Source organism: Streptomyces sp. NRRL S-87, from assembly GCF_000719335.1.
Lineage (GTDB): Bacteria > Actinomycetota > Actinomycetes > Streptomycetales > Streptomycetaceae > Streptomyces.
In genome coordinates, this window is the sequence record NZ_JOGB01000059.1 from 1 (window position 1) to 24,970 (window position 24,970).

At 72.2% G+C, this 24,970-nt stretch carries 24 protein-coding genes and 1 riboswitch; of the genes, 11 read left to right on the top strand and 13 right to left on the bottom strand.

The window, feature by feature from the left end; translation table 11 throughout:
• Positions 1–107: 107 nt before the first annotated feature.
• The 3 genes from IF43_RS0128815 (at position 108) to IF43_RS0128830 (ending at position 3,926) form a co-directional block, all read left to right on the top strand.
• On the top strand, positions 108–1,298 hold the full coding sequence (locus tag IF43_RS0128815) for a globin domain-containing protein (RefSeq protein WP_030207173.1): 1,191 nt from the start codon (positions 108–110) through the stop codon (positions 1,296–1,298).
• A gap of 186 nt (positions 1,299–1,484) precedes the next feature.
• The gene (locus tag IF43_RS0128820; protein WP_030207176.1) at positions 1,485–2,075 is read left to right on the top strand and encodes an N-acetylmuramoyl-L-alanine amidase; all 591 of its coding nucleotides are present in this window, start codon (positions 1,485–1,487) and stop codon (positions 2,073–2,075) included.
• 381 nt (positions 2,076–2,456) lie between these two features.
• On the top strand, positions 2,457–3,926 hold the full coding sequence (locus IF43_RS0128830) for a sensor histidine kinase (protein ID WP_030207178.1): 1,470 nt from the start codon (positions 2,457–2,459) through the stop codon (positions 3,924–3,926).
• Between the two features lie 170 nt (positions 3,927–4,096).
• Here the strand turns inward: IF43_RS0128830 and IF43_RS0128835 are convergent, their stop codons facing one another.
• Positions 4,097–4,354 carry a WhiB family transcriptional regulator gene (locus IF43_RS0128835; protein ID WP_003953983.1) on the bottom strand — a complete coding sequence of 86 codons (258 nt, stop codon included), beginning with the start codon at positions 4,352–4,354 and terminating at the stop codon, positions 4,097–4,099.
• A 315-nt stretch (positions 4,355–4,669) separates the two neighbouring features.
• A complete protein-coding gene (locus IF43_RS0128840) occupies positions 4,670–5,638 on the bottom strand; it encodes a diacylglycerol kinase family protein (protein WP_030207182.1) in 969 nt (322 codons plus the stop codon).
• Between the two features lie 72 nt (positions 5,639–5,710).
• On the opposite strand from IF43_RS0128840, the gene IF43_RS0128845 reads away from it, so the two are divergent.
• The gene (locus IF43_RS0128845) at positions 5,711–6,154 is read left to right on the top strand and encodes a hypothetical protein (protein WP_030207185.1); all 444 of its coding nucleotides are present in this window, start codon (positions 5,711–5,713) and stop codon (positions 6,152–6,154) included.
• 131 nt (positions 6,155–6,285) lie between these two features.
• Here the strand turns inward: IF43_RS0128845 and IF43_RS0128850 are convergent, their stop codons facing one another.
• The 3 genes from IF43_RS0128850 to IF43_RS0128860 form a co-directional block, all read right to left on the bottom strand.
• Positions 6,286–7,194 carry an RNA polymerase sigma factor SigF gene (locus IF43_RS0128850; protein ID WP_030207188.1) on the bottom strand — a complete coding sequence of 303 codons (909 nt, stop codon included), beginning with the start codon at positions 7,192–7,194 and terminating at the stop codon, positions 6,286–6,288.
• Positions 7,195–7,259: 65 nt separating this feature from the next.
• Entirely contained in the window at positions 7,260–7,673 is a 414-nt protein-coding gene (locus tag IF43_RS0128855; protein WP_030207196.1) for an anti-sigma regulatory factor, read from the bottom strand.
• A 280-nt stretch (positions 7,674–7,953) separates the two neighbouring features.
• Entirely contained in the window at positions 7,954–8,214 is a 261-nt protein-coding gene (locus tag IF43_RS0128860) for a UBP-type zinc finger domain-containing protein (RefSeq protein ID WP_030207199.1), read from the bottom strand.
• Between the two features lie 87 nt (positions 8,215–8,301).
• Between IF43_RS0128860 and IF43_RS0128865 the strand changes: the two genes are divergently transcribed.
• Positions 8,302–9,909, top strand: a complete 1,608-nt coding sequence (locus IF43_RS0128865) for a Na+/H+ antiporter (protein ID WP_030207202.1) — start codon at positions 8,302–8,304, stop codon at positions 9,907–9,909.
• Positions 9,910–9,943: 34 nt separating this feature from the next.
• On the opposite strand, the gene IF43_RS0128870 is transcribed toward IF43_RS0128865, so the two are convergent.
• Positions 9,944–10,891 carry a 1-aminocyclopropane-1-carboxylate deaminase/D-cysteine desulfhydrase gene (locus IF43_RS0128870; RefSeq protein ID WP_030207208.1) on the bottom strand — a complete coding sequence of 316 codons (948 nt, stop codon included), beginning with the start codon at positions 10,889–10,891 and terminating at the stop codon, positions 9,944–9,946.
• Positions 10,892–10,900: 9 nt separating this feature from the next.
• On the bottom strand, positions 10,901–12,451 hold the full coding sequence (locus IF43_RS0128875; protein WP_051796375.1) for an MFS transporter: 1,551 nt from the start codon (positions 12,449–12,451) through the stop codon (positions 10,901–10,903).
• Positions 12,452–12,676: 225 nt separating this feature from the next.
• Between IF43_RS0128875 and IF43_RS0128880 the strand changes: the two genes are divergently transcribed.
• Entirely contained in the window at positions 12,677–13,714 is a 1,038-nt protein-coding gene (locus IF43_RS0128880) for an Lrp/AsnC family transcriptional regulator (RefSeq protein WP_051796377.1), read from the top strand.
• Between the two features lie 268 nt (positions 13,715–13,982).
• Positions 13,983–14,768, top strand: a complete 786-nt coding sequence (nagB, locus tag IF43_RS0128885) for a glucosamine-6-phosphate deaminase (RefSeq protein WP_030207213.1) — start codon at positions 13,983–13,985, stop codon at positions 14,766–14,768.
• 224 nt (positions 14,769–14,992) lie between these two features.
• Here nagB and IF43_RS0128890 read toward each other — a convergent pair whose 3' ends face one another.
• From IF43_RS0128890 to IF43_RS0128905, 4 genes are all read right to left on the bottom strand, one after another.
• Positions 14,993–16,507, bottom strand: coding sequence for a glycoside hydrolase family 3 protein (locus IF43_RS0128890; RefSeq protein ID WP_030207219.1), 1,515 nt, complete (start codon positions 16,505–16,507; stop codon positions 14,993–14,995).
• A 9-nt stretch (positions 16,508–16,516) separates the two neighbouring features.
• Complete coding sequence (locus IF43_RS0128895; RefSeq protein WP_107048615.1) at positions 16,517–17,299, bottom strand: carbohydrate ABC transporter permease; 783 nt, start codon at positions 17,297–17,299, stop codon at positions 16,517–16,519.
• Positions 17,300–17,412: 113 nt separating this feature from the next.
• The gene (locus IF43_RS0128900) at positions 17,413–18,408 is read right to left on the bottom strand and encodes a carbohydrate ABC transporter permease (protein ID WP_030207221.1); all 996 of its coding nucleotides are present in this window, start codon (positions 18,406–18,408) and stop codon (positions 17,413–17,415) included.
• Between the two features lie 79 nt (positions 18,409–18,487).
• Entirely contained in the window at positions 18,488–19,771 is a 1,284-nt protein-coding gene (locus IF43_RS0128905; protein WP_030207222.1) for an extracellular solute-binding protein, read from the bottom strand.
• Positions 19,772–20,058: 287 nt separating this feature from the next.
• On the opposite strand from IF43_RS0128905, the gene IF43_RS0128910 reads away from it, so the two are divergent.
• The 4 genes from IF43_RS0128910 to IF43_RS0128925 all read left to right on the top strand — a co-directional run bounded on the left by IF43_RS0128910 (position 20,059) and on the right by IF43_RS0128925 (position 24,013).
• Positions 20,059–20,823, top strand: a complete 765-nt coding sequence (locus tag IF43_RS0128910; protein ID WP_030207226.1) for a GntR family transcriptional regulator — start codon at positions 20,059–20,061, stop codon at positions 20,821–20,823.
• 150 nt (positions 20,824–20,973) lie between these two features.
• Entirely contained in the window at positions 20,974–23,241 is a 2,268-nt protein-coding gene (locus tag IF43_RS0128915) for a carbon starvation CstA family protein (protein WP_078910540.1), read from the top strand.
• A complete protein-coding gene (locus IF43_RS0128920) occupies positions 23,238–23,432 on the top strand; it encodes a YbdD/YjiX family protein (RefSeq protein ID WP_030207237.1) in 195 nt (64 codons plus the stop codon). The genes IF43_RS0128915 and IF43_RS0128920 overlap by 4 nt, the downstream gene beginning before the upstream one ends.
• 83 nt (positions 23,433–23,515) lie before the next feature.
• The gene (locus IF43_RS0128925; protein ID WP_030207239.1) at positions 23,516–24,013 is read left to right on the top strand and encodes a GNAT family N-acetyltransferase; all 498 of its coding nucleotides are present in this window, start codon (positions 23,516–23,518) and stop codon (positions 24,011–24,013) included.
• Between the two features lie 6 nt (positions 24,014–24,019).
• Here the strand turns inward: IF43_RS0128925 and IF43_RS0128930 are convergent, their stop codons facing one another.
• Complete coding sequence (locus IF43_RS0128930; RefSeq protein WP_234332575.1) at positions 24,020–24,310, bottom strand: type II toxin-antitoxin system PemK/MazF family toxin; 291 nt, start codon at positions 24,308–24,310, stop codon at positions 24,020–24,022.
• 31 nt (positions 24,311–24,341) lie between these two features.
• Positions 24,342–24,581, bottom strand: a complete 240-nt coding sequence (locus IF43_RS0128935; protein WP_030207244.1) for a hypothetical protein — start codon at positions 24,579–24,581, stop codon at positions 24,342–24,344.
• Between the two features lie 109 nt (positions 24,582–24,690).
• Positions 24,691–24,832, top strand: a riboswitch (cobalamin riboswitch).
• Positions 24,833–24,970 lie beyond the last annotated feature (138 nt).

Genomic DNA, 24,970 nt, shown 5'->3' on the forward strand with positions numbered 1-24,970 from the left:
CCACCCCACTCACCCCCCACCCGCACCCGCACCCGCACCCGCACCCGCACCCGCACCCGCACCCAAAAATACGCATCTCAGATACCAATTAAGGTAAGGAGCCCCCGTTGCTTTCCGAGAAGTCGACCGCGACCGTCCGCGCCACCCTCCCCGCCGTCGGGGCGGCCATCGGCGAGATCACGGAACTCTTCTACGCGCGACTGTTCACCGCCCACCCGGAGCTGCTGCGCGACCTGTTCAACCGCGGCAACCAGGCGGCCGGCCTCCAGAAGCAGGCGCTCGCCGGCTCGATCGCCATGTTCGCCACCCACCTCGTCGAGCGCCCCGACACCCGACCCGACGTCATGCTGAACCGCATCGCGCACAAGCACGCCTCGCTCGGCGTCACGCGCGAGCAGTACGCGGTCGTCCACGAGCACCTCTTCGCCGCGATCGTCGAGGTGCTCGGCGAGGCCGTCACCCCCGAGGTCGCCGAGGCGTGGGACGAGGTCTACTGGCTGATGGCGAACGCCCTGGTCGCCATCGAGGCCCGGCTCTACGCCGAGCAGCAGGTCGCCGCGGGTGACGTGTGGCGGGAGTGGCGGGTAGCCGGCCGGATCGAGGAGACCGCCGACTGCGCCACGTTCCAGCTGGTCCCGGCGGACGGCGCACCGGCCCCGGACTTCCGGGCCGGCCAGTACGTCTCCGTCCAGGTGGCACTGGCCGACGGCGCCCGGCAGATCCGCCAGTACAGCCTCTCCACCGCGCCCGGTTCCCCGGTGCGCGCCATCACCGTCAAGCGGGTCCACGGCGGCGCCACCCCGGACGGCGAGGTGTCGAACCACCTGCACGCGCACGTCCGGGCCGGCGACACCCTGCGGGTCTCCGCACCGTACGGCGACCTGGTCCTCGGCGACTCGACCGCCCCGGTGCTGCTCGCCTCCGCCGGGATCGGCTGCACCCCGATGCTGTCGATGCTGGAGCACCTCGCGGAGACCGGGCACCGGGCGCCGGTGGTCGTCGTGCACGCCGACCGCTCCCCCGCCGACCACGCACTGCGCGCCGACCACCGCCGACTGACCGGCAAGCTCGCCGACGCGGCCGCGCACTTCTTCTACGAGCAGGGCGCCGAGGAGGGCGACCGCACGGGGCTGGCCGACCTCGACGCCCTCCCGCCGCTGGCCCCGGGCACCCGGGCGTACCTGTGCGGGCCGCTGCCCTTCATGCGCGCAGTGCGAGAGCAGCTGCTGGCGCGGGGGGTCCCGGCCGCCGACATCCACTACGAGGTCTTCGGCCCTGACCTCTGGCTCGCGTCCTGACCGTGCGCCGCTGTGCCGCGCCCCCGCCCCAGGGGGCGCCGGCACCACCCCCTCATTCTCACGGAACGTGTCCGAATCGGCTCGCACGGTAACCGAACGAGGTTTGCCGGAACTTCCACTTCCGGTAGACCCGCCGTACGAGGCGGTGCGCGTCCGGCGGCCGCCACGTCGGCGAAGGAGGCCGCGATGTCCCAGCCCATGTCCGCGGACGGGTTCAAACGGGCGCTGGTCGGCGAGGGCCTGACGGTGGTGGAGGTGGGCCACTGGCGCACCCACAACCGCAACCACAAGGGCCCCTGGGGCCCGGTCCACGGGGTGATGATCCACCACACGGTCACCCGCGGCACCGCGTACACGGTCGCGCTCTGCCGCGACGGCGACAGCCGCCTGCCCGGCCCGCTCTGCCACGGCGTGATCACCAAGGACGGCCGGGTGCACCTGGTCGGCTACGGCCGCACGAACCACGCGGGCTCCGGCGACCACGACGTGCTGGCGGCGGTGATCGCCGAGAAGGGGCTGCCGCCCGACAACGAGCGCGGCACCGACGGCAACCGCTACTTCTACGGTTTCGAGTGCGAGAACCTCGGCGACGGGGAGGACCCCTGGCCGGCCGTGCAGCTCGACTCCATCGCCCGGGCCGCGGCCGCCGTCTGCCGCCACCACGGCTGGACGGAGCGCTCGGTGATCGGACACCGGGAGTGGCAGCCGGGGAAGGTCGACCCGCTGGGCTTCACGATGGCCTCGCTGCGGGCCCGGGTCCGCGAGCGCCTGAAGTGACCGGGCCCGTGAGCGGGCCCCTGAAAAGCCCCAGGGCCACGGTGTCGGACGGGACCCTCAACCCGCCCGGCACCGCAGCCCGGAGTTGCTTCGGCCGAAGGGTGTGCGGTCCCTGCGGCCGGTGGGGAGGCCACCTGCGCGGTCAGGGCAGAACGCGCGGCGTACCTCGCTCCGTCCTCCTGTGCGGGGAGGGCGGAAGCACGTCGTATCACCTTGCGACGACACGAGCATTGTGGACTAGACCATTCTGTCCTGTCCATCCAAGAACAGGGACCAGCGGCCCGTCACTTCCTCCAACATACGCGGCGCACCCCCGGTCTGGGTATTCCCCACGGCGATTCTCCCAGCGAAAGCCCAGGTACCCTCGGCCATGTGCCCTCCATGAACGACCTCGTACGCCAGCACACCGCGCTCAGTGAGACCGAGCTGGAGTGGCTGCACATGCTCGTCTCCGAGTGGCAGCTGCTCTCCGACCTCTCGTTCGCCGACCTCGTGTTGTGGGTGCCCACCCTGGACGGCACCCGGTACGTCTCCGTCGCGCAGATGCGCCCGAACACCGGGCCCACCTCCTACCAGGACGACATGGTCGGCCACCTGGTGCCGCGCGGCCGCCGCCCGCTGCTCGACGCGGCGCTCGACGAGGGCCGGATCGTGCGCGAGGGAGACCCGGAGTGGCGCGAGGAGGTGCCGGTCCGCGTGGAGTCGATCCCGGTACGGCGCGAGGGCCGGGTCCTCGGGGTGATCGCCCGCAACACGAACCTGCTGACGGTACGGACACCGAGCCGGCTGGAGCTGACCTACCTCCAGTCCGCCTCCGACCTGGCGCAGATGATCGCCGCCGGAACGTTCCCGTTCCCGGGCCAGCAGGTCGACATGGACGCCTCGCCGCGGGTCGGCGACGGGCTGATCCGCCTGGACGCCGAGGGCGTGGTCACGTACGCCTCCCCCAACGCGCTCTCCGCCTACCACCGCCTGGGCCTGGCCTCCGACCTGGTCGGCCAGCACCTGGGCACCATCACCGCCGAACTCGCCCCCTCCCGCGGACCGGTCGACGAGGCCCTGGTCAAACTGGCCAGCGGCTGGGCCCCGCGCGAGACGGAGATCGAGGCGAACGGCGGGGTGATCCAGCTCCGGGCGATTCCGCTCAAGCCCAAGGGAACCCGGATCGGTTCTCTGGTCCTGTGCCGGGACGTGACCGAACTCCGCCGCCGCGAGCGGGAGTTGATCACCAAGGACGCCACCATCCGGGAGATCCACCACCGGGTGAAGAACAACCTCCAGACGGTGGCGGCGCTGCTTCGCCTGCAGGCCCGCCGGATGGACTCCCCCCAGGGCCGCGAGGCACTCAACGAGGCGGTGCGGCGGGTCGGTTCGATCGCCATCGTCCACGAGACGCTGTCCCAGAACCTGGACGAGCGGGTGGAGTTCGACGAGATCGCCGACCGCGTGATCGCGATGGTCGCGGAGATCTCGCCGGGCAAGGTGGACTGCCGGCGGCTCGGCCGGTTCGGCATCCTCGACGCGGAGGTCGCCACCCCGCTCTCGATGGTGCTGACCGAGATCCTGCAGAACGCGCTGGAGCACGCCTTCGCCCCGGGCGAGCGCGGCACCGTCGAGGTCTCCGCGTCCCGCAGCGGCCACGGCCGCGACGACCAGCGGCTGCTGATCACCGTGCTGGACGACGGGCGCGGCCTGCCCGAGGGGTTCGACCCGCAGCGGGCGGGGAACCTGGGCCTGCAGATCGTACGGACCCTCGTCGAGGGCGAGCTGGGCGGCAGCTTCGACATGCTGCCCGGCCCCGACGGCGGCACCAAGGTGGTCCTGGACGTCCCGGCGACGTCCCAGAAGTAGCGGCGGAACCGGCCTCCCGCGGGCCGGTCACGCAGTGTGATCATGGCGGTTCCGCCGGCCGCCCCCGCACAGCACTGAGCCCCGGACCGTGGTGACGGTCCGGGGCTCAAGAGCACGTTGCTGAGCGCTACGGGTGCTACGCGCTGCGGCTCGAGGCTCGAAAGTCGATGTCAGGCGCTGGCGTTGCGCGCCCGGTTGCGAGCGGCGCGGCGCTTCATGGCGCGGCGCTCGTCCTCGCTGAGGCCGCCCCAGACGCCGGAGTCCTGGCCGGACTCGAGCGCCCACTGCAGGCACTGCTCCATGACGGGGCAGCGGCGGCAGACGGCCTTGGCTTCCTCGATCTGCAGCAGCGCAGGACCGGTGTTGCCGATGGGGAAGAACAGCTCGGGGTCTTCCTCACGACAAACGGCGTTGTGACGCCAGTCCATGGCTGCTACCTCTCTTGTGTGTCTTGCACGGTGCTTGTGAATGTGAACGCTTTCACGAATCCCTACGCGAGGGAAGGGCCGACGCCCAGGTGTTCCCTGGTGCGGTCCGATTCGTGGAGGGGTTCTGGCGGTTATGGGGGCCGGTTGTGCGGGCTGTCCCGATCGCCATGTAGAGATTCGCAAACCTCGGACGGGGATACAACCCCTTCCGGAAAGTTTTTTTTGATTCGTCGGTGTCGACTAGGTCACAGCCGTACTTCTATGGGGTGGACCCGCGCCTAAACGTTCGACTGAAAGGACTTTGGGCTCTTCTACTCACACAATCACACGCAGTGCACGGCGTACGCCTGTGAACCGCACGCTCGTACGCAGTCCGAGGTGGTCCCCGTCCATCTGGAAGGGAAGGGGTGCCTTCGAATGCAAGGTGAAGTCCGTCAGATCGTGCAGAGAGACCGCATGCTTGCCCTGCGGACCGCGCTCAGGAGTCGAGGTCAGGAGCTGCGTCGCGTACCGCGCGATCGCCGGAGTTGACAAACGGTCCAGGCCAAGCACGTCAAGTGCGGTGTCGAAGGACGCCTCCGGGGACGCATACAGGGGCTTGTTGCCCAAATAGGTCCACGGTGACGTATTGCACACTATCGACAGCACCAGGTCACGAACCGGCTCCGCGTCCGGCCGCTCCAGCGTGATCGTGCCGTGCCGCCGGTTCGGCTCCTCCAGGAACTGGCGCACGAGCTGCCGTACGTACAGGGCGTGCGTCGAGCGCTTCCCGCGCTCCCGCTGCTGCTCCACCCGGCCCACGACCCCCGCGTCGAAGCCGAAGCCCGCGCAGAAGGTGAACCAGCGCGCCGGCACCGACTCGTCCTCGCTCCCCGGCGCACCCGCCGCCAGGCCCAGCCCCACGGTCCGCTCCCGCCGCTCGCGCAGCGCGTCCAGGATCGCGCCGGTCGCCTCGACCGGGTCGTTCGGCAGCCCGAGCGCCCGCGCGAACACGTTGGTGGACCCGCCGGGCACCACGGCCAGACCGGGCAGCCGGTCGGGGTCCGGCCCCTCGTGCAGCAGTCCGTTCACGACCTCGTTGACCGTGCCGTCCCCGCCGAGCGCGACCACCAGGTCGACGTCGCCGCCCTGCGCCGCCTTCCGGCCCAGGTCGCGCGCGTGCCCCCGGTACTCGGTGGTCACCGCATCCAGCTTCATCTCGCTGGCCAGGGCGTGGATCAGGACGTCGCGCACGCGCGCACTGGTGGTGGTAGCCGCCGGATTGACCACGAGGAGTGCACGCATGAGCGCCAGATTACCCACCCGTCACCCCGGCGCACAGGCGGGTCGCCCGCCGCCCGCGGCTACCCTGCTGGGGTGAGTACGAAGCAGACCCCCACCCCCGCGGAGCCCGCCGCCCCCGGCCCGGTACCCGCCCGGCTGACCGCCGCCGCGGCACTGACGGCCTTGGAGGGCCTCGCGCTCGCGGGCCTCGGCGTCTGGATGCTGCTGGCCGGCGTCCTCGGACACGTCGACTCGGTCCAGCAGGCGGAGACCGGCGGCGTCACGCTCATCGCCCTCGCCGCACTGCCGCTCGCCGCCGCCCGCGGACTGCGGCTGCGCCGCAAGTGGAGCCGCGGACCCGCCATGATCACCCAGGTGATGGCGCTGCCGGTGGCCTGGACCCTGTACCAGACCGGCGGGGCGATGATCGCCGCCGCGGCCGCCCTGGCCGCCGCCGCCGGCACCGTCGCATGGTTGCTGGTCCATCCGGAGACCACCCTGGCCCTGACCACGACGGCGACCGCCGGGGCCGAGTAGGACCAGGAACGACGGGTCCCGGGACGGAACGACGCGACCCGGGAACGACGGATCCCCCGGGGAGGAGCAGTCCTTCCCGGGGGATCCGTCGTTCCGGGACCGTCCGGCCCCGGACGCGTACGCGTCGGCCCTCACTCCTCCACGAGGAGCTTGTCCCGCAGCTGCGCCAGCGTCCTGGCCAGCAGCCGCGAGACGTGCATCTGCGAGATCCCGACCTCCTGCGCGATCTGCGACTGGGTCATGTTGCCGAAGAACCGCAGCAGCAGGATCCGCTTCTCCCGCGGCGGCAGTCCCTCCAGCAGCGGCTTGAGGGACTCGCGGTACTCGACCCCCTCCAGCGCCTCGTCCTCCGCGCCCAGGGTGTCCGCCACCGCCGGGGACTCGTCGTCCGTGTCCGGCACGTCCAGCGACAGCGTGCTGTACGCGTTGGCCGACTCCAGACCCTCCAGCACCTCCTCCTCGGAGATGCCCAGCCGCTCCGCGAGCTCGTGCACCGTCGGGGAGCGACCGTGCTGCTGGGAGAGCTCCGCGGTGGCCGTGGTCAGCGCCAGCCGCAGCTCCTGGAGGCGCCGGGGGACCCGTACGGCCCAGCCCTTGTCGCGGAAGTGCCGCTTGATCTCGCCGACCACCGTCGGGGTGGCGTACGTGGAGAACTCGACCCCGCGGTCCGGATCGAACCGGTCCACCGACTTGATCAGGCCGATGGTCGCCACCTGGGTCAGGTCGTCCAGCGGCTCGCCGCGGTTGCGGAACCGCCGCGCCAGGTGCTCGACCAGCGGCAGGTGCATCCGCACGAGCCGGTTGCGCAGCTCCGCCCGCTCCGGGGAACCCTCGGGGAGCCCCCGCAGCTCGACGAACAGCGCCCGCGCCCCACTGCGGTCGCGGGGGTCGCTCGCCGCTGCCGCCACCTCGTTCTCGGATTGCTCGTTCTCGCTCATAGGGCCCGCCCGTCGCTCCGCCGAGTCCAAAAAGCCGTCGTCCGCGGGGTGCGGCCGGGCGTGCTGCTGCTCCGGGATGCCCCCGCCGGCGGCATGCGCCACCCGTGGCCGCCCCCGGAACCCGTCCGGAGGGACCCCCGCGCCCCGCACCGGGGCCTCCTCGCCGCTCACGCCGGACCGGGTCCCGCGCCGCGCTGTTTGTAGAGGCTGATACTGACCGTGCGGTCCTCGGCGACCGTCGACTCGACCTTGCCCGCCAGCGCGGACAGCACGGTCCAGGCGAACGTGTCGCGCTCCGGGGCGCGCCCGTCCGTGGTCGGCGCGGTCACGGTCACCTCCAGTGAGTCGTCCACCAGCCGGAAGACGCAGCTGAGGACGGAGCCGGGGACGGCCTGCTGGAGCAGGATCGCGCACGCCTCGTCGACCGCGATACGCAAATCCTCGATCTCGTCGAGGGTGAAGTCCAAACGTGCCGCGAGGCCGGCCGTGGCCGTACGCAGCACCGACAGGTATGCACCCGCGGCCGGCAGCCGGACTTCGACGAAGTCCTGGGTCCCGGGCTCGCCCGCGATCTGGGACACCCTCACCTCCAAGGTGGTACGAGCTGAAGTTCGCCGGTGACGCTATCGCGATCCGAGCGGTCGTGTCGCGGCGCCCCCATCCCGCGGACGTGACTGATGGTAAGCCCACGGGTACGCACAGTGGCTAGGGGTGTGCGGTCCCAAATCGGGGGAACCGGCGGAGGGTTGACCTACCCCGCAGCCAGGGGCCTCACACGGCCCCCGGAACACGGTCCCGGAGCACGGTCCCGGAGCACCGTCCCCGGACCGCCGGCCCGGACGTACCCGAGAAGGTCACGGCTCACACCAGGACGCAGTCCACGTAGCACCAGCGCCACGTCTCGCCCGGCTCGTGGCTGCGCATCACGGGGTGGCCGGTCTCGGCGTAGTGGGCCGTCGCGTGCCGCAGCGGCGACGAGTCGCAGCAGGCCACCTTCCCGCACTCCAGACACATCCGCAGCTGCACGGGGTCCGTCCCCGCCGCCACGCACTCGGCACAGGTCATCCCCTGCGGCACGGGCTCGGGGCGCGGCAGTACGGGAAGGTGGGGGCAGTCGCTCATGTTTGCCAGCGTACGTCGGTACGGTGGCAGCGCCGTCGCTGTACGGGGCCGGCGGGGTCGGGCGGGTGGAAGGAGAACGGAGCCGCGATGGACGCATTGCCGCTGGTGTGGCTGGTGGCGGGGAGCGCCGCGGTCGCCGGGATCGCCCGCCGGACGCCCGTACCGGCCCCGCTCCTGCTCGTGGTGGTGGGGCTGGCCGTCTCGTACCTGCCCGGGGTCCCCTCGTACGGGCTGGACCCGCACATCGTGCTGCCGCTGCTGCTGCCGCCGCTGTTGTACACGGCGGCGGTCGACTCCTCGTACCTGGACCTGCGGGCCAACGCGCGACCGGTGGCGATGCTGTCGATCGGGTACGTGCTCTTCGCGACGCTGGTCGTGGGGTGGGTGGCGTACCTGCTGGTGGCGGGGCTGCCGCTGTCGGCGGCGCTGGTGCTGGGCGCCGTGGTGGCGCCGCCGGACGCCGTGGCCGCCACCGCGATCGCCCGCCGGCTGCGGCTGCCGGGCCGCATCACGACGATCCTGCAGGGCGAGTCCCTGGTGAACGACGCCACCGCGATCACCGCGTACAAGGTGGCGCTCGCCGCGGTGGTCGGGGAGAGCGCCGGCTGGGCGGGCGGGATCGCCGAGTTCCTGCTGGCCTCGGTGGGCGGGGTGGGGGTGGGCCTGCTGCTGATGGTCCCGCTGCACTGGCTGCGCACGCATCTCCGCAGCGCCCTGCTGCAGAACACGCTGTCGCTGCTGATCCCGTTCGTGGCGTACGCGGCGGCGGAGCGGGTGCACGCGTCCGGGGTGCTGGCGGTGGTGGTGGTCGCGCTGTACCTCGGGCACCGCAACTGGCAGGTGGACTTCGCCACGCGGCTCCAGGAGGAGGCGGTGTGGAAGATGGTCGCCTTCGTACTGGAGTCCGTGGTGTTCGCGCTGATCGGCCTCCAGCTGCCGGTGGTGCTGGATGGGCTGGGCACGTACCAGGGGGCGGACGCGGCCTGGTACGCGCTGGCGGTGTTCCTGGTGGTGGTGGCCGCCCGGTTCGTGTGGGTGCTGCCGGCGGCCTTCGTGCCGCGGCTGCTGTCGCGCCGGAGCCGGACGCGGGCGCCCGCGCCGGACGACCTGTCGGGGAAGTCCGCGGTGGTCGTGGGCTGGGCGGGGATGCGCGGGGTGGTGTCGCTGGCGGTGGCCTTCTCGATCCCGCTGGCGCTGGAGGGGGGCGAGCCGTTCCCGGCCCGGAACCTGATCCTGTTCCTGACGTTCACGACGGTGATCGGCACGCTGGCGGTGCAGGGCCTGACGCTGCCGCTGCTCATCCGGGTGCTGCGGCTGCCGCCGCCCGACGCGCAGCAGCAGACCCTGATGGAGGCGCAGGCCCAGAACACGGCGTCGCTGGCGGCCGAGAGCCGGCTGGACGAGCTGCTGGAGGAGCCGCGCAACGCGCTGCCGAAGCCGCTGGCCGACCGGCTGCGCACGGTGCTGGAGCGGCGCCGGAACGCGGTGTGGGAGCGGCTGGGCGCGGTGAACGCGGAGACGGGCGAGTCGGCCGACGACACCTACCGGCGGTTGTCGCGGGAGATGATCGAGGCGGAGCGGGAGGTCTTCGTGGACCTGCGCGACAAGCGGCGGATCGACGACGAGATGCTCCGTACGCTGCTGCGCCGCCTGGACCTGGAGGAGGCCGCGGCGTACCGGGAGTCGGCGGACTGACCCGCCTGCCGGCGCGCCGGGCGAGCCCTGCGCCTCACGCGCCGGTGATCACGGCGGCGAGCCGCGTCCCCCGGGGAAACGCGCCCTCGGCCGTGAGCGCGGCGAGCCCGTACAGCAGCTTCGCGACGTAGACCCGCTCGACCCGCATCCCGTGCCGCTCCTCGAAGTCGGCGGCGAAGGCCTCGAGTTCGTCGCCGGTGCGAGCGTAGCCCCCGAAGTGGAACCGCCCCTCCAGCGCCCAGCTCCCCCGCGGCCCGCCGAAGGCCGCCGTCTGCAGGGCCCGTACCTCCGCCCCGAGGAAGTCACCCCGCAGCACGGGGACGCCGAGCGCCCGCTGGTCCGGGGCGAGGCCGGCGGCCAGGCCGGCGAGGGTCCCGCCAGTGCCGCAGGCCACGGCCGCGACGTCGACGAGGCCGCGCAGCTCCGCGCCGAGCTCCTGGCAGCCGCGGACGGCGAGGGTGTTGCTACCGCCCTCGGGGAGGACGTAGGCGTCCTCGGCACGGGCGTCCCGCAGCAGCCGCGCGAGCACGTCGGGCTCGGCCTTGCGCCGGTAGTCGCCGCGCGGCACGAAGTGCAGCCGCATGCCGTCGGCGGCGCAGCGGGCGAGGGAGGGGTTCAGGGGCCGGTCGGCGAGTTCGTCGCCGCGTACGACGCCCACGGTCGCGAGGCCGAGCAGCCAGCCGGCCGCGGCGGTGGCGCGGAGGTGGTTGGAGTACGCCCCGCCGAACGTGACGAGCGTGCGGCGGCCCTGCGCGGCGGCCTCGGCGAGGTTCAGCGAAAGCTTTCGCCACTTGTTGCCGGGCGGGTACAGGTCCATTGGCCCACGTACGTCCGTGTGCCACGGAACGGTGGTGTGGATCAGGTCGTCCCGCTTCAGCAGCAGCCGGACGCCGTACCGCTCGAACCGCTCGTCATGAATGTCCTGCAGCGGGGACGGCGGGCGCGGCTGCAGGAGCACGTCAAGGTTCGGGGGGCGGTTCACCCGTCCAAGTTACTGCGCCGACGTGGGCTCCTGGGTGGTGTGCGGTCCGGTACCGGCAGCCGCGGCTTGGGGCGCGCCCTCCGTGCGGGCCGCGGGTACGGGGCCCGGCGCGGTCGGGCCCGGGCTGCGGACCAGCAGGAACGTGAGCGCGGCGCCGAGCAGTCCGAGGACCGCGGAGGCGAGGAACGTGTCGCGCAGGCCCGTGACGAAGCCGTGGTCGATCGCGGTGGCCAGGCCGGGGTGCCCGGCCGCGACGGCGGAGCCCTGGCCGGAGGCGAGGGGGCCGGCCAGGTCGGCGGCGGGGCCGAGGCCGCGTTCCAGTCCGTTGTGGAAGATCACCCCGAGGACGGCGATGCCGAGGGCCATGCCGAGCTGTCGGGCGGTGTTCATCGCGCCGCCGGCCATGCCGGCCCGGGCCGGGGGCACGGCGGCCATGGCGGCGGAAGCGAGCTGCGGGGTGGAGGCACCGACGCCGAGACCGGTGAGGACGAGGCCGGGCAGCAGGCTGAGGGCGCCGTCGCCGGGGTCGAGGAGCAGGGCCTGGGCGGCGGCGCCGGCTCCGATGAGGAGGAGGCCGGTGCCGATGGTGACGCGGGGCGAGCGGCCGTGCAGGAAGCGGCCGGCCGCCGCCGAGACCACGAACGCGGCCAGGCTGAGGGGCATCAGCACCAGGCCGGCCGCGACCGGGCCGAGCCCGCGGGCGGACTGCAGCCAGAGGGAGACGTACAGCAGGTAGGAGAACGCGGCCACGGACAGCAGCAGGGCGGCCGCCATGATCCCGGTGAAGACGGGGTCGCGGAACAGGGAGGGGTCGACCATGGGGTGCGCGGACCGGGTCTCGACCCGGAGGAAGGCGGCGAAGGCGGCCGCGGCCACCGCGAAGCAGGTCAGCGGGAGGGTCCCGGTCCAGCCGTCCTCGGCGACCTCGATCAGGGCGTAGGTGAGGGCGGCGGAGCCGAGGGTGAAGGTGACCAGGCCCGGCAGGTCGAAGCGGCCGGCGCGGGGGGCCCTGGACTCGCGTACGGAGCGCAGGGTGACCAGGACGGCGAGGGCGGAGAGCGGCACGTTGACGAAGAAGATCCAGCGCCAGCCGACGTGCTCGCTCAGCAGGCCGCCGAGGATCGGGCCGGCGGCGGACGCGGCGCCGTTGACGGCGCCCCAGATGCCGAAGGCGACCGCCCGGTCGCGGCCCTGGTAGTGGGCGCTGAGCAGGGCCATGGTGGTCGCGAACATGGCGGCGCCGCCGATGCCCTGGACGGCGCGGAAGCCGATCAGCAGGACGGGGCCGTCGGCGAGGCCGCAGGCCAGGGAGGCCAGGGCGAAGACGACGAGGCCGCCGGTGTAGACGCGGCGGCGGCCGATCCGGTCGGCGAGGGAGCCGGCGCCGAGCAGGAGCCCGGAGAGGGCGAGGAGGTAGACGTCCATCACCCACTGCAGGTCGGCGAACCCGGTGTGGGTGTCGGCGGCGATGTCGGGCAGGGCGACGGTGACGATCGTGACGTCGACCAGCAGCATGAACGCCCCGAGGCAGACCGCGGTCAGCGGCGCCCACTTGCGCATGGCTCTCTCCTCGATGTGGTGGATGTCGTGCTTGCAGTGAAGGTCGTGCGTGTGGTGGGCGGGTCGCGGGTGGGTCGAGGGTGGTCCGCGGTGTCCCTCCCGGGGCCCGGGGGCCCGGTGCGCCGGGGTGCGCTCGTCCACCGTCGGGGGCCGGCGGCCCGCGGCCGCGCCGGGCGGGTTCCGGTGACGGATTTCGACACGACGGCGGCTGTGATGATGGATTCCATGAATCCGAAGGAGTCGGTGCGGGACGATCCGGTGCTGGACGATCTGGACCGTCGGCTGGTGCAGGCCCTGATGATCGACGGGCGGGCCTCCTTCACCCGCCTCTCCGAGGTGCTGGGGGTGTCCGACCAGACGGTGCAGCGGCGCTACCGCCGGATGCGCGGCGAGGGCCTGCTGCGGGTGGTGGGACTGCCCGTGGGCAGCCGGGTGGGGCTCTTCGAGTCCTGGCTGCGGGTGCGGTGCGCGCCGTCGGCGGCGCGGGCGGTGGCGAAGGCGCTGGCCCGGCGACCGGACATCGCCTGGGTCACGATCAGCGGCGGGGGCGGGGACGTCCATGCGATGACGCGGGCCCGGACCCGGCAGGACCGCGACACGCTGCTGCTGGACCGGCTGCCGCGGACCGAGCAGGTGCGGGAGGTCGGGGCGCACACCATCCTGCGGAAGTTCTTCGGGGGGCCCGATCCGTGGCCGGGGGTGGACTTCCTCTCCGTCGCGCAGGTCGCCGCGCTGACCCCGCCGGCCCCGGAGCCCTCCCCCGGCCGGTACGCCCTGGACGCGGCCGAGTCCCGGCTGATGGCCCTGCTCGCCCAGGACGGCCGGACGCCCCGTCCGGCGTTGGCGCGGGCCACGGGGCTGTCGGAGTCGACGGTCGGCCGGCGGGTGGACCGGCTGGTGGCGGAAGGGGCCCTGTTCTTCGACCTTGAGCTGATCCCGCGTCATTTCGGGTACGAGACGGAGGCCACGGTGCTGCTGACCGTGGACCCGGCCCGGCTGGCGGAGGTGGGGACCGCACTGGCCGGCCACGTGGAGGTGCCGTTCGCGGCGGCCGTGACGGGGTCCGCGAACCTGCTCGCGGTGGTGGTCTGCGCGGACACCCTGCACCTGTACACGTACCTGACGGAGCGCCTGGGCCCGCTGCCGGGGGTGCGGCAGCTCGAGGTGATCCCGGCCCTGCGGAGCCTGAAGCGGGCGGGGATGCTGGTGACGGACGACCGGCTGACGGACCCGCCGACCGCCGGTTCCTGGAGCGGCGCCTGAGGGCGGGGGGCGGGCGCGGTTCGGTCGTCGGCCCGGTACGCGTACGGGCCGCGGGGCCGCCGGGCCGCCGAGCGGACGCCCGCGGCCCCGGCGGCGCGGGGCGCGTACGGGTCCGGGCGCTCCGGGAGGCCGTGGCGGGCCGTGCGGAACAGGATGGAAGTCCGGGGCGGACCGGGTGCACGGGCCCCCGGCTCTGCTAAATTGTTCAGCAGATTGGTCTATACCACCAGAGCCCACCCCACTTCCTTCTCAGATCGGCAGGCCCAGCGTGGAAGTTGTCATCGTTCCGGACGCCAAGGCTGGCGGCGAGCTCATCGCGGAGGCCATGGCCGCCCTGGTCCGCCGCAAGCCCGACGCCCTGCTCGGCGTGGCGACCGGCTCGACCCCGCTGCCCGTCTACGAAGCCCTCGCCGCCAAGGTCCGGCGCGGCGAGGTGGACGCGTCCCGTGCGCGGATCTGCCAGCTCGACGAGTACGTCGGCCTGCCGGCCGGGCACCCCGAGTCCTACCGTTCCGTGGTGCTGCGCGAGGTCGTCGAGCCGCTCGGCCTGACCGAGGCCTCGTTCATGGGCCCCGACGGCTCGGCCGAGGACGTCGCGGCCGCCTGCGAGGCGTACGACCGCGCGCTGGCCGAGGCCGGCGGCGTGGACCTGCAGCTGCTGGGGATCGGCACGGACGGGCACATAGGCTTCAACGAGCCCTGCTCGTCGCTGGCCTCGCGCACCCGCATCAAGACGCTGACCGAGCAGACCCGGGTCGACAACGCCCGGTTCTTCGACGACGACATCGACCAGGTCCCGCACCACGTCATCACCCAGGGCATCGGCACGATCCTGGACGCCCGGCACCTGGTGCTGCTGGCGACGGGCGAGGGCAAGGCGGAGGCGGTCGCGCAGACCGTCGAGGGGCCGCTGTCGGCACTCGTGCCCGCGTCCGCGCTGCAGTTGCACCGGCACGCGACGGTGGTCGTGGACGAGGCGGCCGCGTCGAAGCTGAAGCTCGCGGACTACTTCCGGCACACCTACGCGAACAAGCCGGACTGGCAGGGCCTGTAGCCCCACCCGCCCCGCAGGCCGGCCCCCGCCCGGGGCCGGCCTTCGCCGTTCCCGGCCCGGCCGCAGCTGCTGCGGGCCGCTGCTCTGCGGGGCGGTTCCCCCACCTGCCCTTCCCCCGATCCCCGGAGCGGGCCCCGGGGAGGCCGGGGCGCGGCGGGTGCCGGCGGCCGCACGGGCCGGAGGCCGGGCCCCCGCAGTAAGGGTCCGGCCTCCGGGGTCGGGGGTCAGAGGGCGGCGACGGCCTCCGCGGCGGCCCGGGCACAGACCCGTGACGCCCCGTACGTGGCGACGTGCACCGCCCCCCGCGGCGCGGCCATCGGCAGGCCCATCTCGACCACGACCGCGTCGGGCCGGACCGCGAGCACGGCGTCGAGGGCCTCGCCCATCCACGGGTGCCGGTGGGCGTCGCGTACGACCACCACCAGCGCGCGGTCGCCGGCGGCGGCCAGGATCGCCGCGGCCGCGCCGGGCCCGTCGGCGTAGGTGTCGCCGGCGACGTCGCCGAGCAGCTCGGACAGCTCCCCCACCAGGCCCCACGGCGTCTCGTCACCGACGGCGATGTTCGCGACCGGCGACAGCCGGGCCACGTACGGGGCCTTGACGGTCACCTCGGCGGTACGGGTCAGCCGTACCGCCCGCCGGGCCGCGACGAGGCCGATCCCCGCCGGGCCGGACGCGCTCCCCTCCTCGCTGGGCGCGCCCGGCACGGCGGCTCCGGTGGCCCGGGCCCGCCGGGTCCACCCCGCGAGGGCGCGCACCCGGGCGGCGGCGTCGGCGAGCCGCTCCTCGGGCAGCGAGCCCTCGCGTACCGCCGCCACCAGCGCGTCGCGCAGGCGCAGGACGGTGTCCTCGTCGGCGAGGCCGCCGCCGACGCAGATGGCGTCGGCCCCGGCGGCGATCGCGAGGACGGAGCCGCGCTCGATGCCGTAGGTGCCGGCGATGGCGTTCATCTCCATGCCGTCGGTGACGATCAGCCCCCGGTAGCCGAGCTCCCCGCGCAGCAGGCCGGTGAGGATCTGCGGGCTGAGGGTGGCGGGGCGGGTCGGGTCGAGGGCGGGGAGCAGGATGTGCGCGCTCATGACGGCCTTGGTGCCGGCGGCGATCGCGGCCCGGAAGGGCACCAGCTCGCGGGCGTACAGGGTGTCGAGGTCGGCGTCGATGCGCGGCAGCGCGTGGTGCGAGTCGACGTTGGTGTCGCCGTGCCCGGGGAAGTGCTTGGTGCAGGCGGCGACGCCGGCGGCCTGGAGGCCCTCGACGTACGCGGCGGTGTGCCGGGCGGCGAGGTGGGTGTCGGCGCCGAAGGACCGTACGCCGATGACGGGGTTGTCCGGGTTGGAGTTGACGTCGGCGGACGGCGCCCAGTTGAGGTTGACCCCGCACTCGGCGAGCCGGCGGCCGAGCTCGCGGGCCACCTCGCGGGTCAGGTCGGTGTCGTCGACGGCGCCGAGGGCGAGGTTGCCGGGGAAGGACGAGCCGGCGCGGACCTCGAGGCGGGTGACGTCCCCGCCCTCCTCGTCGATGGCGACGAGGACGTCGTCCCGCTCGGCCCGCAGCTGCGCGGTGAGCGCGGCCAGCTGTCCGGGGGAGGCGATGTTGCGGCCGAAGAGGCCGACGGCGGTCAGGCCCTCGCCGACCCGGCGCAGCAGCCAGTCGGGGGCGGTGGTCCCGAGGAAGCCCGGCTGGAGCACGGCCAGGGCGTCGCGCGTGAGCGTGTCGACTCGGTGGTCGGTGAGCGTCATCGGGAGCGGTTATCCCTTCACTGCGCCTGCGGTGAGGCCCGCGGCCATCTTGCGCTGGACGATGAGGAAGAGCGCGACGATCGGCACGGCCATCATGGTGGAGCCGGCCATCATCGGGGCGAACTCGGTGCCGTTCTTGGTGATGAAGTTGCTGAGCCAGACCGTGGCGGTCTGGTTCTGCTGGCTCATGAGCATCAGGGCGTAGAGGTACTCGTTCCAGGCCTGGATGAAGCCGTACACCGACGTGGCCACCATGCCGGGGGCCAGCAGCGGGAAGACCACGCGCAGGAAGGCGCCGGTGGGGGTGCAGCCGTCGACCATGGCCGCCTCCTCCAGCTCCTTCGGGATGTTCACGATGAAGCCGCGCAGGGTCCACACGGTGAAGGGCAGGATGAAGGTCAGGTACGTGATGATCAGACCGGACAGCCTGTCGTACTGGCCGAGGTCGTTGAGCAGCAGGAAGACCGGGATGATCATCGCGACGAGCGGGACCATCTGGACGGCCAGGATGCCGACGATGACGACCTTGCGGCCGCGGAAGGCGAACCGCGAGATGGCCAGGGCGGCCAGCATGCCGACGACGATGCCGATGACGACCACGACGCCCGACACGACCAGCGACCGGCCCACCGGGCCCCAGAAGTCGGCGATGTCCAGGGCGCGCCGGAAGTTCTCCAGGGTCCAGCTCGTCGGGAAGAAGTGCGGGTTCGGGTCGATGGCGTCCTTGGCCGGCTTGAACGCCGTGTTGAGCATCCAGTAGACGGGGAAGCCGGCCGTGACGAAGACCAGCAGGCCGAGGAGGTTCCAGCCGAGCTTGGCCTTCTTGAAGCCCTTGGACGTGCGGGAGCCCGCGGACTTCGTGAGGCCCTTGCGGCCGGCTGCGCGCGGGGTCGCGGTGGTCGAGGTCACTCCACCTCTCCGATCTTGAGCATCTGGCGCATGTAGGCGGCGACGACGCCGAGCAGGAGCAGGACGGTCACGAGGGCGATCGCCGAGCCGCCGGAGTAGTCGTTGACCACGAAGGCCTGCTGGTACGAGTACGTGGTCAGGAGCTGGAACTCGGCCTCGGGGTTGCCGTTGCGCATCACGAAGACCTGCGGGAAGACGCCCATGTCCCAGATGACCGACAGGGTGGTCAGCATGACGATGACGGGCTTCAGGATGGGCAGCGTGACGTGGCGGAACACGCCCCAGGAGCCGGCGCCGTCGAGGCGGGCGGCCTCCTCCAGTTCCTTGGGCACCTGGGTGAGGCCGGCGCTGAGGGTGATGACCACGAAGGGCACGGCGCCCCAGACGACCAGGAGCATGATGACGGCCAGGCCCTGGGGGCCGCTGGCGAACCAGTTGTGGCCGACGAAGTCCACGCCCGGCAGCTTGCTGAGGAGGTAGTTCAGGACGCCGTAGTCGGCGTCGAAGAGCCATTTGAAGATGGCGGTGGACACCAGGATCGGCATGCCCCAACTGGCCACGAGCGCGACGTTGATCAGCGTCTTGACCCAGCCGGAGACCCGCTGGAGGAGCAGGGCCACCGCCATGCCGAGGACCATGGTGAGGACCACGGCGCCGACGGCGAAGAGCACGGTGCGCAGGACGACTTCCCAGAAGACGCCGTCGCCGAGGACCTTGGTGAAGTTCGCGAAGCCGACCCACTCGGCGTCCTTGAAGCCCCAGAGCTCGGACTTGCCGAAGCTCTGGAACGAGAGGGACACCAGGCGGTAGAGCGGATAGCCCATGACCAGCACGATGACGAGCAGGCAGGGGGCCAGCAGCGCCCAGGGGGTGGCCGCGGAACCCTTGCGGCGCGGCTTGCCCGGCGTACCCGCGCTCCCGGCCGCGGCGCCTGTGGAGGTCGGCTGCTTCGCCGGTGGCAGATCGGCGGTGGTTGTCTGTGCGGCACTCATCGCGCGCTCCTCGGGGGTCCCTCTCTGGTACGGGCAGCAGGGCCCCGCCGGTGAGGTGGCGGGGCCCTGCCCAGTCAGGTCACTTGGTGTTGATGACCTTGTCGATCGCGGCGTCGGCGGCCTTGGCCGCGTCCTCGACCGACTTCTTGCCGGTGCCGATCTCCTGGAGCATGGTCTGGAGCAGCTTGGCCTTCTCGACCTGGCCCCAGCCCGGAGCGGTGGGGACGAACCAGGAGGACTCCGCCGCGGTGGCCGCGACCTGCGTCTTCGGGTCGGCCTTCAGCGGGCCGAGGTCCGTCTTGTTGTTGGGGAGGTTGCCCTTGGCGATGAGGCCCTTCTGGCCCTGGGCGCCGGTGAAGGCGTTGATCCACTCGCCGGCGACGTCCTTGGCGTCGGACTTGGCCGGCACGGCCAGGTCGGAGCCGCCGAGGAAGACGGGGAGGTTCTTGCCGTTCGGGCCGGGCATCACGAAGTTCTCGAGCTTCTCGGCGAGCTTGCCCACCTTGTCGCTCTTCGGGTCGGCGGCGGTGGCGCCCTCCCAGGCGGCGGCGAAGATGGTGGCCGCGTTGCCCTGGCCGAAGACGACCGGGCGGTCGGCCTCGTCCTTGGTCTTGTCGGCGTGCATGTACTTGTCGAGGATCTCCTTGTACTGCTTGAGACCCTTGAGCGACTCGGGGGAGGACAGCGAGGCCTTCCACTGGCCGCCCTCGTTCTTGGCGATGGCGCCGCCCGCGTCGTAGACGAAGGACATGGCCGCGTACCAGTCCGGCGACGGCTGGTACCAGGCGCTGAACTTGGCGCCCTTCTTCTTCTGGACGGCGTCGAGGGCGGCGGTCAGCTCGGCCCAGGTCTTCGGGGCGGCCTTGACGCCGGCCTCGGCGGCCAGGTCCTTGCGCCAGGTGCCCACGCGGCCGCCGGCGTAGTACGGGACGCCGTAGGTCTTGCCGTCGTAGGTGACGGACTCCTTGAGGGCGTCGAGCCACGCGGCGGAGTTGTCGTACTTCGAGGCGTCGATCTCGGAGAAGGCGCCGGTCGACATGTAGCCGATCATCTCGGAGTTGCCCATCTCGACGACGTCGGGGGCCTTGTCCGTCGCGAGCACGGCGTCGAGCTTGGCGTTCTTGTCCGGCCAGCCGTAGTACTCGTGCTTGACCTTCAGACCGGGGTGCTTCGCGACGACCGCGTCGTCGGCGGCCTTCACGAGCTCGGGCCAGTTGTTCTGGGCGTCGACCGTGAGCCAGACGGTCAGCTCCTTGGCGGCCGACGGCTTGTCGCCGCCCTTCTCGCCGTCCGAACCACCGCACGCCGCGAGACCGACCACCATGCCCGCGACGCCGATCGCCGCGATGAGCTTGCGCTTCACGCCACCCTCCTCAGGGATGCCTGCACTCCCCCTGCCCGCCGCGTGAAATACGCCAAGTACTGCCGTGGGGCCGGGATCTGATCCATATTGGTTTAGACCAGTAGCCTGGAGCTTGGCCTAGACCTTTGGGGGTGTCAAGGGTCTAATAAACCAGGTGCGGCTCCGTTACCGGACCGACACCTCAGGGAGGGGCGACACCCGTGCTCCGGCCCGTGTCACGATGTGACCGCAACAAGACGGAGGAGCCGGTGACGGCGACGAGACTGGAGTCGGGAAGGCAGGCGGCCATGGCCACCGAAGGGGCGCTCACGGAGCCCGACGGCGGGGCAGCTACACGCACCGCGCGCGTGCCCAAGTACTACCGACTCAAGCGCCATTTGCTTGAAATGACCGAAACGCTCCCCCCGGGCACCCCGGTGCCCCCGGAGCGCACCCTCGCGGCCGAATTCGACACCTCCCGGACCACCGTCCGGCAGGCGCTCCAGGAGCTGGTCGTCGAGGGCCGCCTGGAGCGGATCCAGGGCAAGGGCACCTTCGTCGCGAAGCCGAAGGTCTCCCAGGCGCTGCAACTGACCTCCTACACGGAGGACATGCGGGCGCAGGGCCTGGAGCCCACCTCGCAGCTGCTCGACATCGGCTACGTCACGGCCGACGACACCCTCGCGGGCCTGCTGAAGATCGCGCCGGGCGGCCGCGTGCTGCGCATCGAGCGGCTGCGCCTGGCCAGCGGCGAGCCGATGGCCATCGAGACCACGCACCTTTCGGCCAAGCGCTTCCCGGCGCTGCGCCGCTCGCTCGTCAAGTACACGTCGCTCTACACCGCCCTCGCGGAGGTGTACGACGTCCACCTCGCCGAGGCCGAGGAGACGATCGAGACCTCGCTGGCCACCCCGCGCGAGGCCGGCCTGCTCGGCACCGACGTCGGCCTGCCGATGCTGATGCTCTCCCGGCACTCCCTCGACGCCGACGGCGAGCCGGTCGAGTGGGTGCGCTCGGTCTACCGCGGCGACCGCTACAAGTTCGTCGCCCGGCTCCAGCGGCCGGCGGTCTGACCGGGCCAAACCCCACGTCCGCCCCACCCGTTCTCCGCCGCAACGGGAGTTGACCCTCGTACCGGATTGCGGACGGGGTCTTACGTTCACCGGTCGGATCCCCGTAGATTCCCTGCGCATTGCGTAAATGATCACGAGGGGACGAGGGTCATGACGGAATCGGGACCGACCGGGTCGACGACCGGGTCGACGGGCACGGAACGGAACGGGGCGGGCGCGCCGGACGGGGCGGGCCCGCCCTCGCCGTCCGGCGGCCCGTCGCCGAAGTCCATCGCCATCTGGTCGCTGGTGGCACTGATCGGCGCGGCGGGCTGGGCCGTCCTCGCGCTCTCCCGCGGCGAGGAGATCTCCGCCGCCTGGCTGCTCGCGGCGGCCCTGGGCTCGTACGCCATCGGCTACCGCTTCTACTCGCGCTTCATCGCGCACAAGGTGCTGCGGGTCGACAAGACCCGCGCCACCCCGGCCGAGCGCCTCGACAACGGTGTCGACTTCCACCCCACCGACCGCCGGGTGCTCTTCGGCCACCACTTCGCCGCGGTCGCCGGCGCCGGACCGCTGGTCGGCCCGGTGCTGGCCGCGCAGATGGGCTACCTGCCCGGCACCATCTGGATCGTGGCCGGTGTGATCTTCGCCGGCGCCGTCCAGGACATGGTGACGCTGTTCTTCTCCACCCGCCGCGACGGCCGCTCGCTGGGCCAGATGGCCCGCGAGGAGATCGGTCCGGTGGGCGGCGCCGCCGCACTGGTCGCGGTCTTCGCCATCATGATCATCCTGCTGGCGGTGCTGGCACTGGTGATCGTCAACGCCCTGTCGCACTCGCCGTGGGGCGTCTTCTCCATCGGCATGACCATCCCGATCGCCCTCTTCATGGGCGTCTACCTACGCGTCCTGCGCCCGGGCCGGGTCACCGAGGTCTCCCTCATCGGCGTCGCCCTGCTGCTCCTCGCGCTGGTCGCGGGCGGCTGGGTGGCCGAGTCGTCCTGGGCCGACTTCTTCACCCTCAAGCCCACGACGCTGGTGCTGTGGATGGTGGCGTACGGCTTCCTCGCCTCGGTGCTGCCGGTCTGGCTGCTGCTCGCCCCGCGCGACTACCTGTCCACGTTCATGAAGGTCGGCACCATCGCCCTCCTCGCGGTCGGCGTGGTCATCGCGCTGCCCACCCTCAAGATGGACTCGGTCACCTCCTTCGCGAGCCGCGGTGACGGCCCGGTGTTCGCCGGGTCGATGTTCCCGTTCGTCTTCATCACCATCGCCTGCGGCGCGCTGTCCGGCTTCCACGCCCTGGTCTCCTCCGGCACCACCCCGAAGATGGTCCAGAAGGAGACCCAGGTCCGCATGATCGGCTACGGCGCCATGCTGACCGAGTCGTTCGTGGCCGTGATGGCGATCATCGCCGCCTGCATCATCGAGCCCGGCCTGTTCTTCGCGGTCAACTCCCCCGCGGGCGTGGTCGGCACGACCGTCCAGAGCGCCTCCGAGGCGGTGGCGCACCTCGGCTTCACCATCAGCCCCGAGGCGCTGGCGCAGGCCGCCAAGGACGTCGAGGAGGCCAGCCTGCTGTCGCGGACCGGCGGCGCCCCGACCTTCGCCCTGGGCATGTCCGAGATCTTCTCGGGCGTGCTCGGCGGGGCCGGGATGAAGGCCTTCTGGTACCACTTCGCGATCATGTTCGAGGCGCTGTTCATCCTGACCACCCTCGACGCGGGCACCCGGGTCGGCCGGTTCATGCTCCAGGACACCCTGGGCAACCTCTACAAGCCCTTCAAGCAGGTCAGCTGGAAGCCGGGCGTGTGGTTCGCCAGCGCCGTCGTGGTGGGCGCGTGGGGCTACTTCCTGTGGGTGGGCGTCAACGACCCGCTGGGCGGCATCAACCAGCTCTTCCCGCTGTTCGGCATCGCCAACCAGCTGCTGGCCGCCGTCGCCCTCGCGGTGTGCACCACGCTGCTGGTGAAGTCCGGACGCCTGAAGTGGGCCTGGGTGACGGGCGTCCCACTGGTGTGGGACGCGGCCGTGACCCTGACGGCCAGCTACCAGAAGGTGTTCTCCGACGACCCGCGGGTCGGGTTCTTCGCCCAGCGCGACAAGTACGAGGCGGGCATCGAGGCGGGCAAGGTGCTGCCGCCCGCCAAGTCGATGGACGACATGCACACCGTCATCACCAACTCCACGGTGGACGGCGTGCTCTCGGCCCTCTTCGCCGTCCTGATCGTCATCGTGCTGGCGGACGCCCTGTGGGTGTGCCTCAAGGCGGTGCGCAACCCGGACATGGTGGTGCTGCACGAGGCCCCGTACGTCGCGTCGCGGATCGTCGCGCCGGCCGGCCTGGTCGCCACCGCCGAGGAGAAGGCGGAGCTGGCCGCGGCCGGGCTGGACTCGGGCGGCGGCCGGGTCCCGGAATCGGCGTCCGTCTCCTCATGAGCGCCGCCGGCCTCCTGAGGCGCGTCCGGCACTACGTGCGCGAGTTCACCGGCGAGGCCGCGTACGAGCGGTACGTCGCCCACGCCCGCGGACACGACCCGGACGCCCCGGTACCCAGCCGCCGGGAGTTCGAGCGGGCCCGCACCGACACCCGCGAGACGGACCCGCGCGAGGGCTTCCGCTGCTGCTGAGGCGCCCGCGGGCGCCGTGCCGGACCGAGGGGGCCGCCCGGGAACGGGCGGCCCCCTCGCGGCTCCTGGGGCACACTCGTGCCATGGACATCGCGATCAGGGAAGCCCGGCCGGACGAGTACGCGGAACTCGGCGAGATCACCGCCCAGACCTACCGGGGCGACGGTCTCCTCGACCAGAACGAGACCGACTACTACTTCAACGTCCTGCGTGACGTGGCCGGCCGCGCCGCCCACGGCGAGATCCTGGTCGCCGTCCTCGACGAGCGCGTGATCGGCGGCGTGACGTTCGCCCCGCCCGGCAGCCCGCTGGCCGACATCGCGGGCGAGGGCGAGGCGGAGTTCCGGATGCTGGCCGTGGCGCGCGAGGGCCGCGGCCGGGGCGCCGGCGAGGCCCTGGTCCGCGCCTGCATCGACCGCGCCCGGGCGATCGAGGGCGTGACCCGCCTGGTGATGTCCACCCAGCCCGCCATGCAGGGCGCCCAGCGCCTCTACGAGCGCCTCGGCTTCGTCCGCTCCCCCGAACGCGACTGGTCCCCCGTCCCCGGCCTCGGGCTCCTGACGTACGGGCTGGAGTTGTAGGCCGTCTCAGAGCAGACCGAGCACCAGCTTCACGGCGTGCTCGATATCGGTCCACTCCTCCGGGTCGACCCGGCCCGCGAACTCGCCGAGACGCCCGGGGTCCACGGCCGTCATCTGCTCGACGAGCACGACCGTCGCCGTCCCGTCCATGTCCATGTCCATGTCCATGTCCAGCTTGGGGTGCAGCAGGCCCGGGGCGGCGCTGGTGGACGTCGGCGCCACGATCAGGGTGGAGGTGTTCACGGCCCCGGTCTGCAGCACCACCGCGTAGCGCGGGCCGCGCGGCTCATGACCCACCGCATCCTTGCGGGACCGGATCCGGTAGATGTCACCACGCACTGAGGTCGTTCAGCTCCTCCCGCACTTCTGCGATCTCTGCGAGGTACGCGGGGTCGTTACGCCATTGGTCCAGCTCGGCCGCAGCCTGGCGGTACTGGTCGCGCACGTACGCCTCGTGGATGGCGAGTCTTATGGCGTCCGAGGCGGTGATGTCGCGCGAGGCGGCCAGGGTCTCGAGTTCGCGGTGGGTCTCCGCGTCCGGACGGAAGCTGATCGTCTTGGGCGTCATGCGACCATCGTAATACGTTTCGCATTACGTCGCCGCACCCTGATAGCGGAGAGGCACCACACCGGGACTCCGTGTCGTCGGCGACACAACATCTAGGGGGTCACACGAGCAGGCGCCCCCACATGTATGCTCGTCCTCGCTGTCGCCGCAGGGGAATCCGGTGCGAATCCGGAACTGTCCCGCAACGGTATGAAGTGCACGCATCCGCGCACCACCAAGTCCGAGGACCTGCCGACGGCGCTCACGGTTCAGCCGAACCGGAGCCGACCACGTCCGGGCCCCGCGGTTGGGCCGGTGGACGCCATGCGGAGCACGCGTAACCCGCCACGCCCGCATGCGCCTCCCCGCGCCCGCGCCGGCCCCGGAGCCGAGCGAGGGAGAGCCCCCAC

What these genes read in the sequence shown, in the direction of transcription:
- IF43_RS0128820 (WP_030207176.1), top strand. Translation starts at nt 1,485, where the DNA reads ATGTCCCAGCCCATGTCCGCGGACGGGTTCAAACGGGCGCTGGTCGGC.
- IF43_RS0128890 (WP_030207219.1), bottom strand. Translation starts at nt 16,507, where the DNA reads ATGACGCTCACCGACCACCGAGTCGACACGCTCACGCGCGACGCCCTG.
- IF43_RS0128860 (WP_030207199.1), bottom strand. Translation starts at nt 8,214, where the DNA reads ATGAGCGACTGCCCCCACCTTCCCGTACTGCCGCGCCCCGAGCCCGTG.
- IF43_RS0128835 (WP_003953983.1), bottom strand. Translation starts at nt 4,354, where the DNA reads ATGGACTGGCGTCACAACGCCGTTTGTCGTGAGGAAGACCCCGAGCTG.
- IF43_RS0128935 (WP_030207244.1), bottom strand. Translation starts at nt 24,581, where the DNA reads ATGACGCCCAAGACGATCAGCTTCCGTCCGGACGCGGAGACCCACCGC.
- IF43_RS0128925 (WP_030207239.1), top strand. Translation starts at nt 23,516, where the DNA reads ATGGACATCGCGATCAGGGAAGCCCGGCCGGACGAGTACGCGGAACTC.
- IF43_RS0128900 (WP_030207221.1), bottom strand. Translation starts at nt 18,408, where the DNA reads ATGAGTGCCGCACAGACAACCACCGCCGATCTGCCACCGGCGAAGCAG.
- IF43_RS0128915 (WP_078910540.1), top strand. Translation starts at nt 20,974, where the DNA reads ATGACGGAATCGGGACCGACCGGGTCGACGACCGGGTCGACGGGCACG.
- IF43_RS0128910 (WP_030207226.1), top strand. Translation starts at nt 20,059, where the DNA reads ATGGCCACCGAAGGGGCGCTCACGGAGCCCGACGGCGGGGCAGCTACA.
- IF43_RS0128875 (WP_051796375.1), bottom strand. Translation starts at nt 12,451, where the DNA reads ATGCGCAAGTGGGCGCCGCTGACCGCGGTCTGCCTCGGGGCGTTCATG.
- IF43_RS0128920 (WP_030207237.1), top strand. Translation starts at nt 23,238, where the DNA reads ATGAGCGCCGCCGGCCTCCTGAGGCGCGTCCGGCACTACGTGCGCGAG.
- IF43_RS0128865 (WP_030207202.1), top strand. Translation starts at nt 8,302, where the DNA reads ATGGACGCATTGCCGCTGGTGTGGCTGGTGGCGGGGAGCGCCGCGGTC.
- IF43_RS0128830 (WP_030207178.1), top strand. Translation starts at nt 2,457, where the DNA reads ATGAACGACCTCGTACGCCAGCACACCGCGCTCAGTGAGACCGAGCTG.
- IF43_RS0128840 (WP_030207182.1), bottom strand. Translation starts at nt 5,638, where the DNA reads ATGCGTGCACTCCTCGTGGTCAATCCGGCGGCTACCACCACCAGTGCG.
- IF43_RS0128880 (WP_051796377.1), top strand. Translation starts at nt 12,677, where the DNA reads ATGAATCCGAAGGAGTCGGTGCGGGACGATCCGGTGCTGGACGATCTG.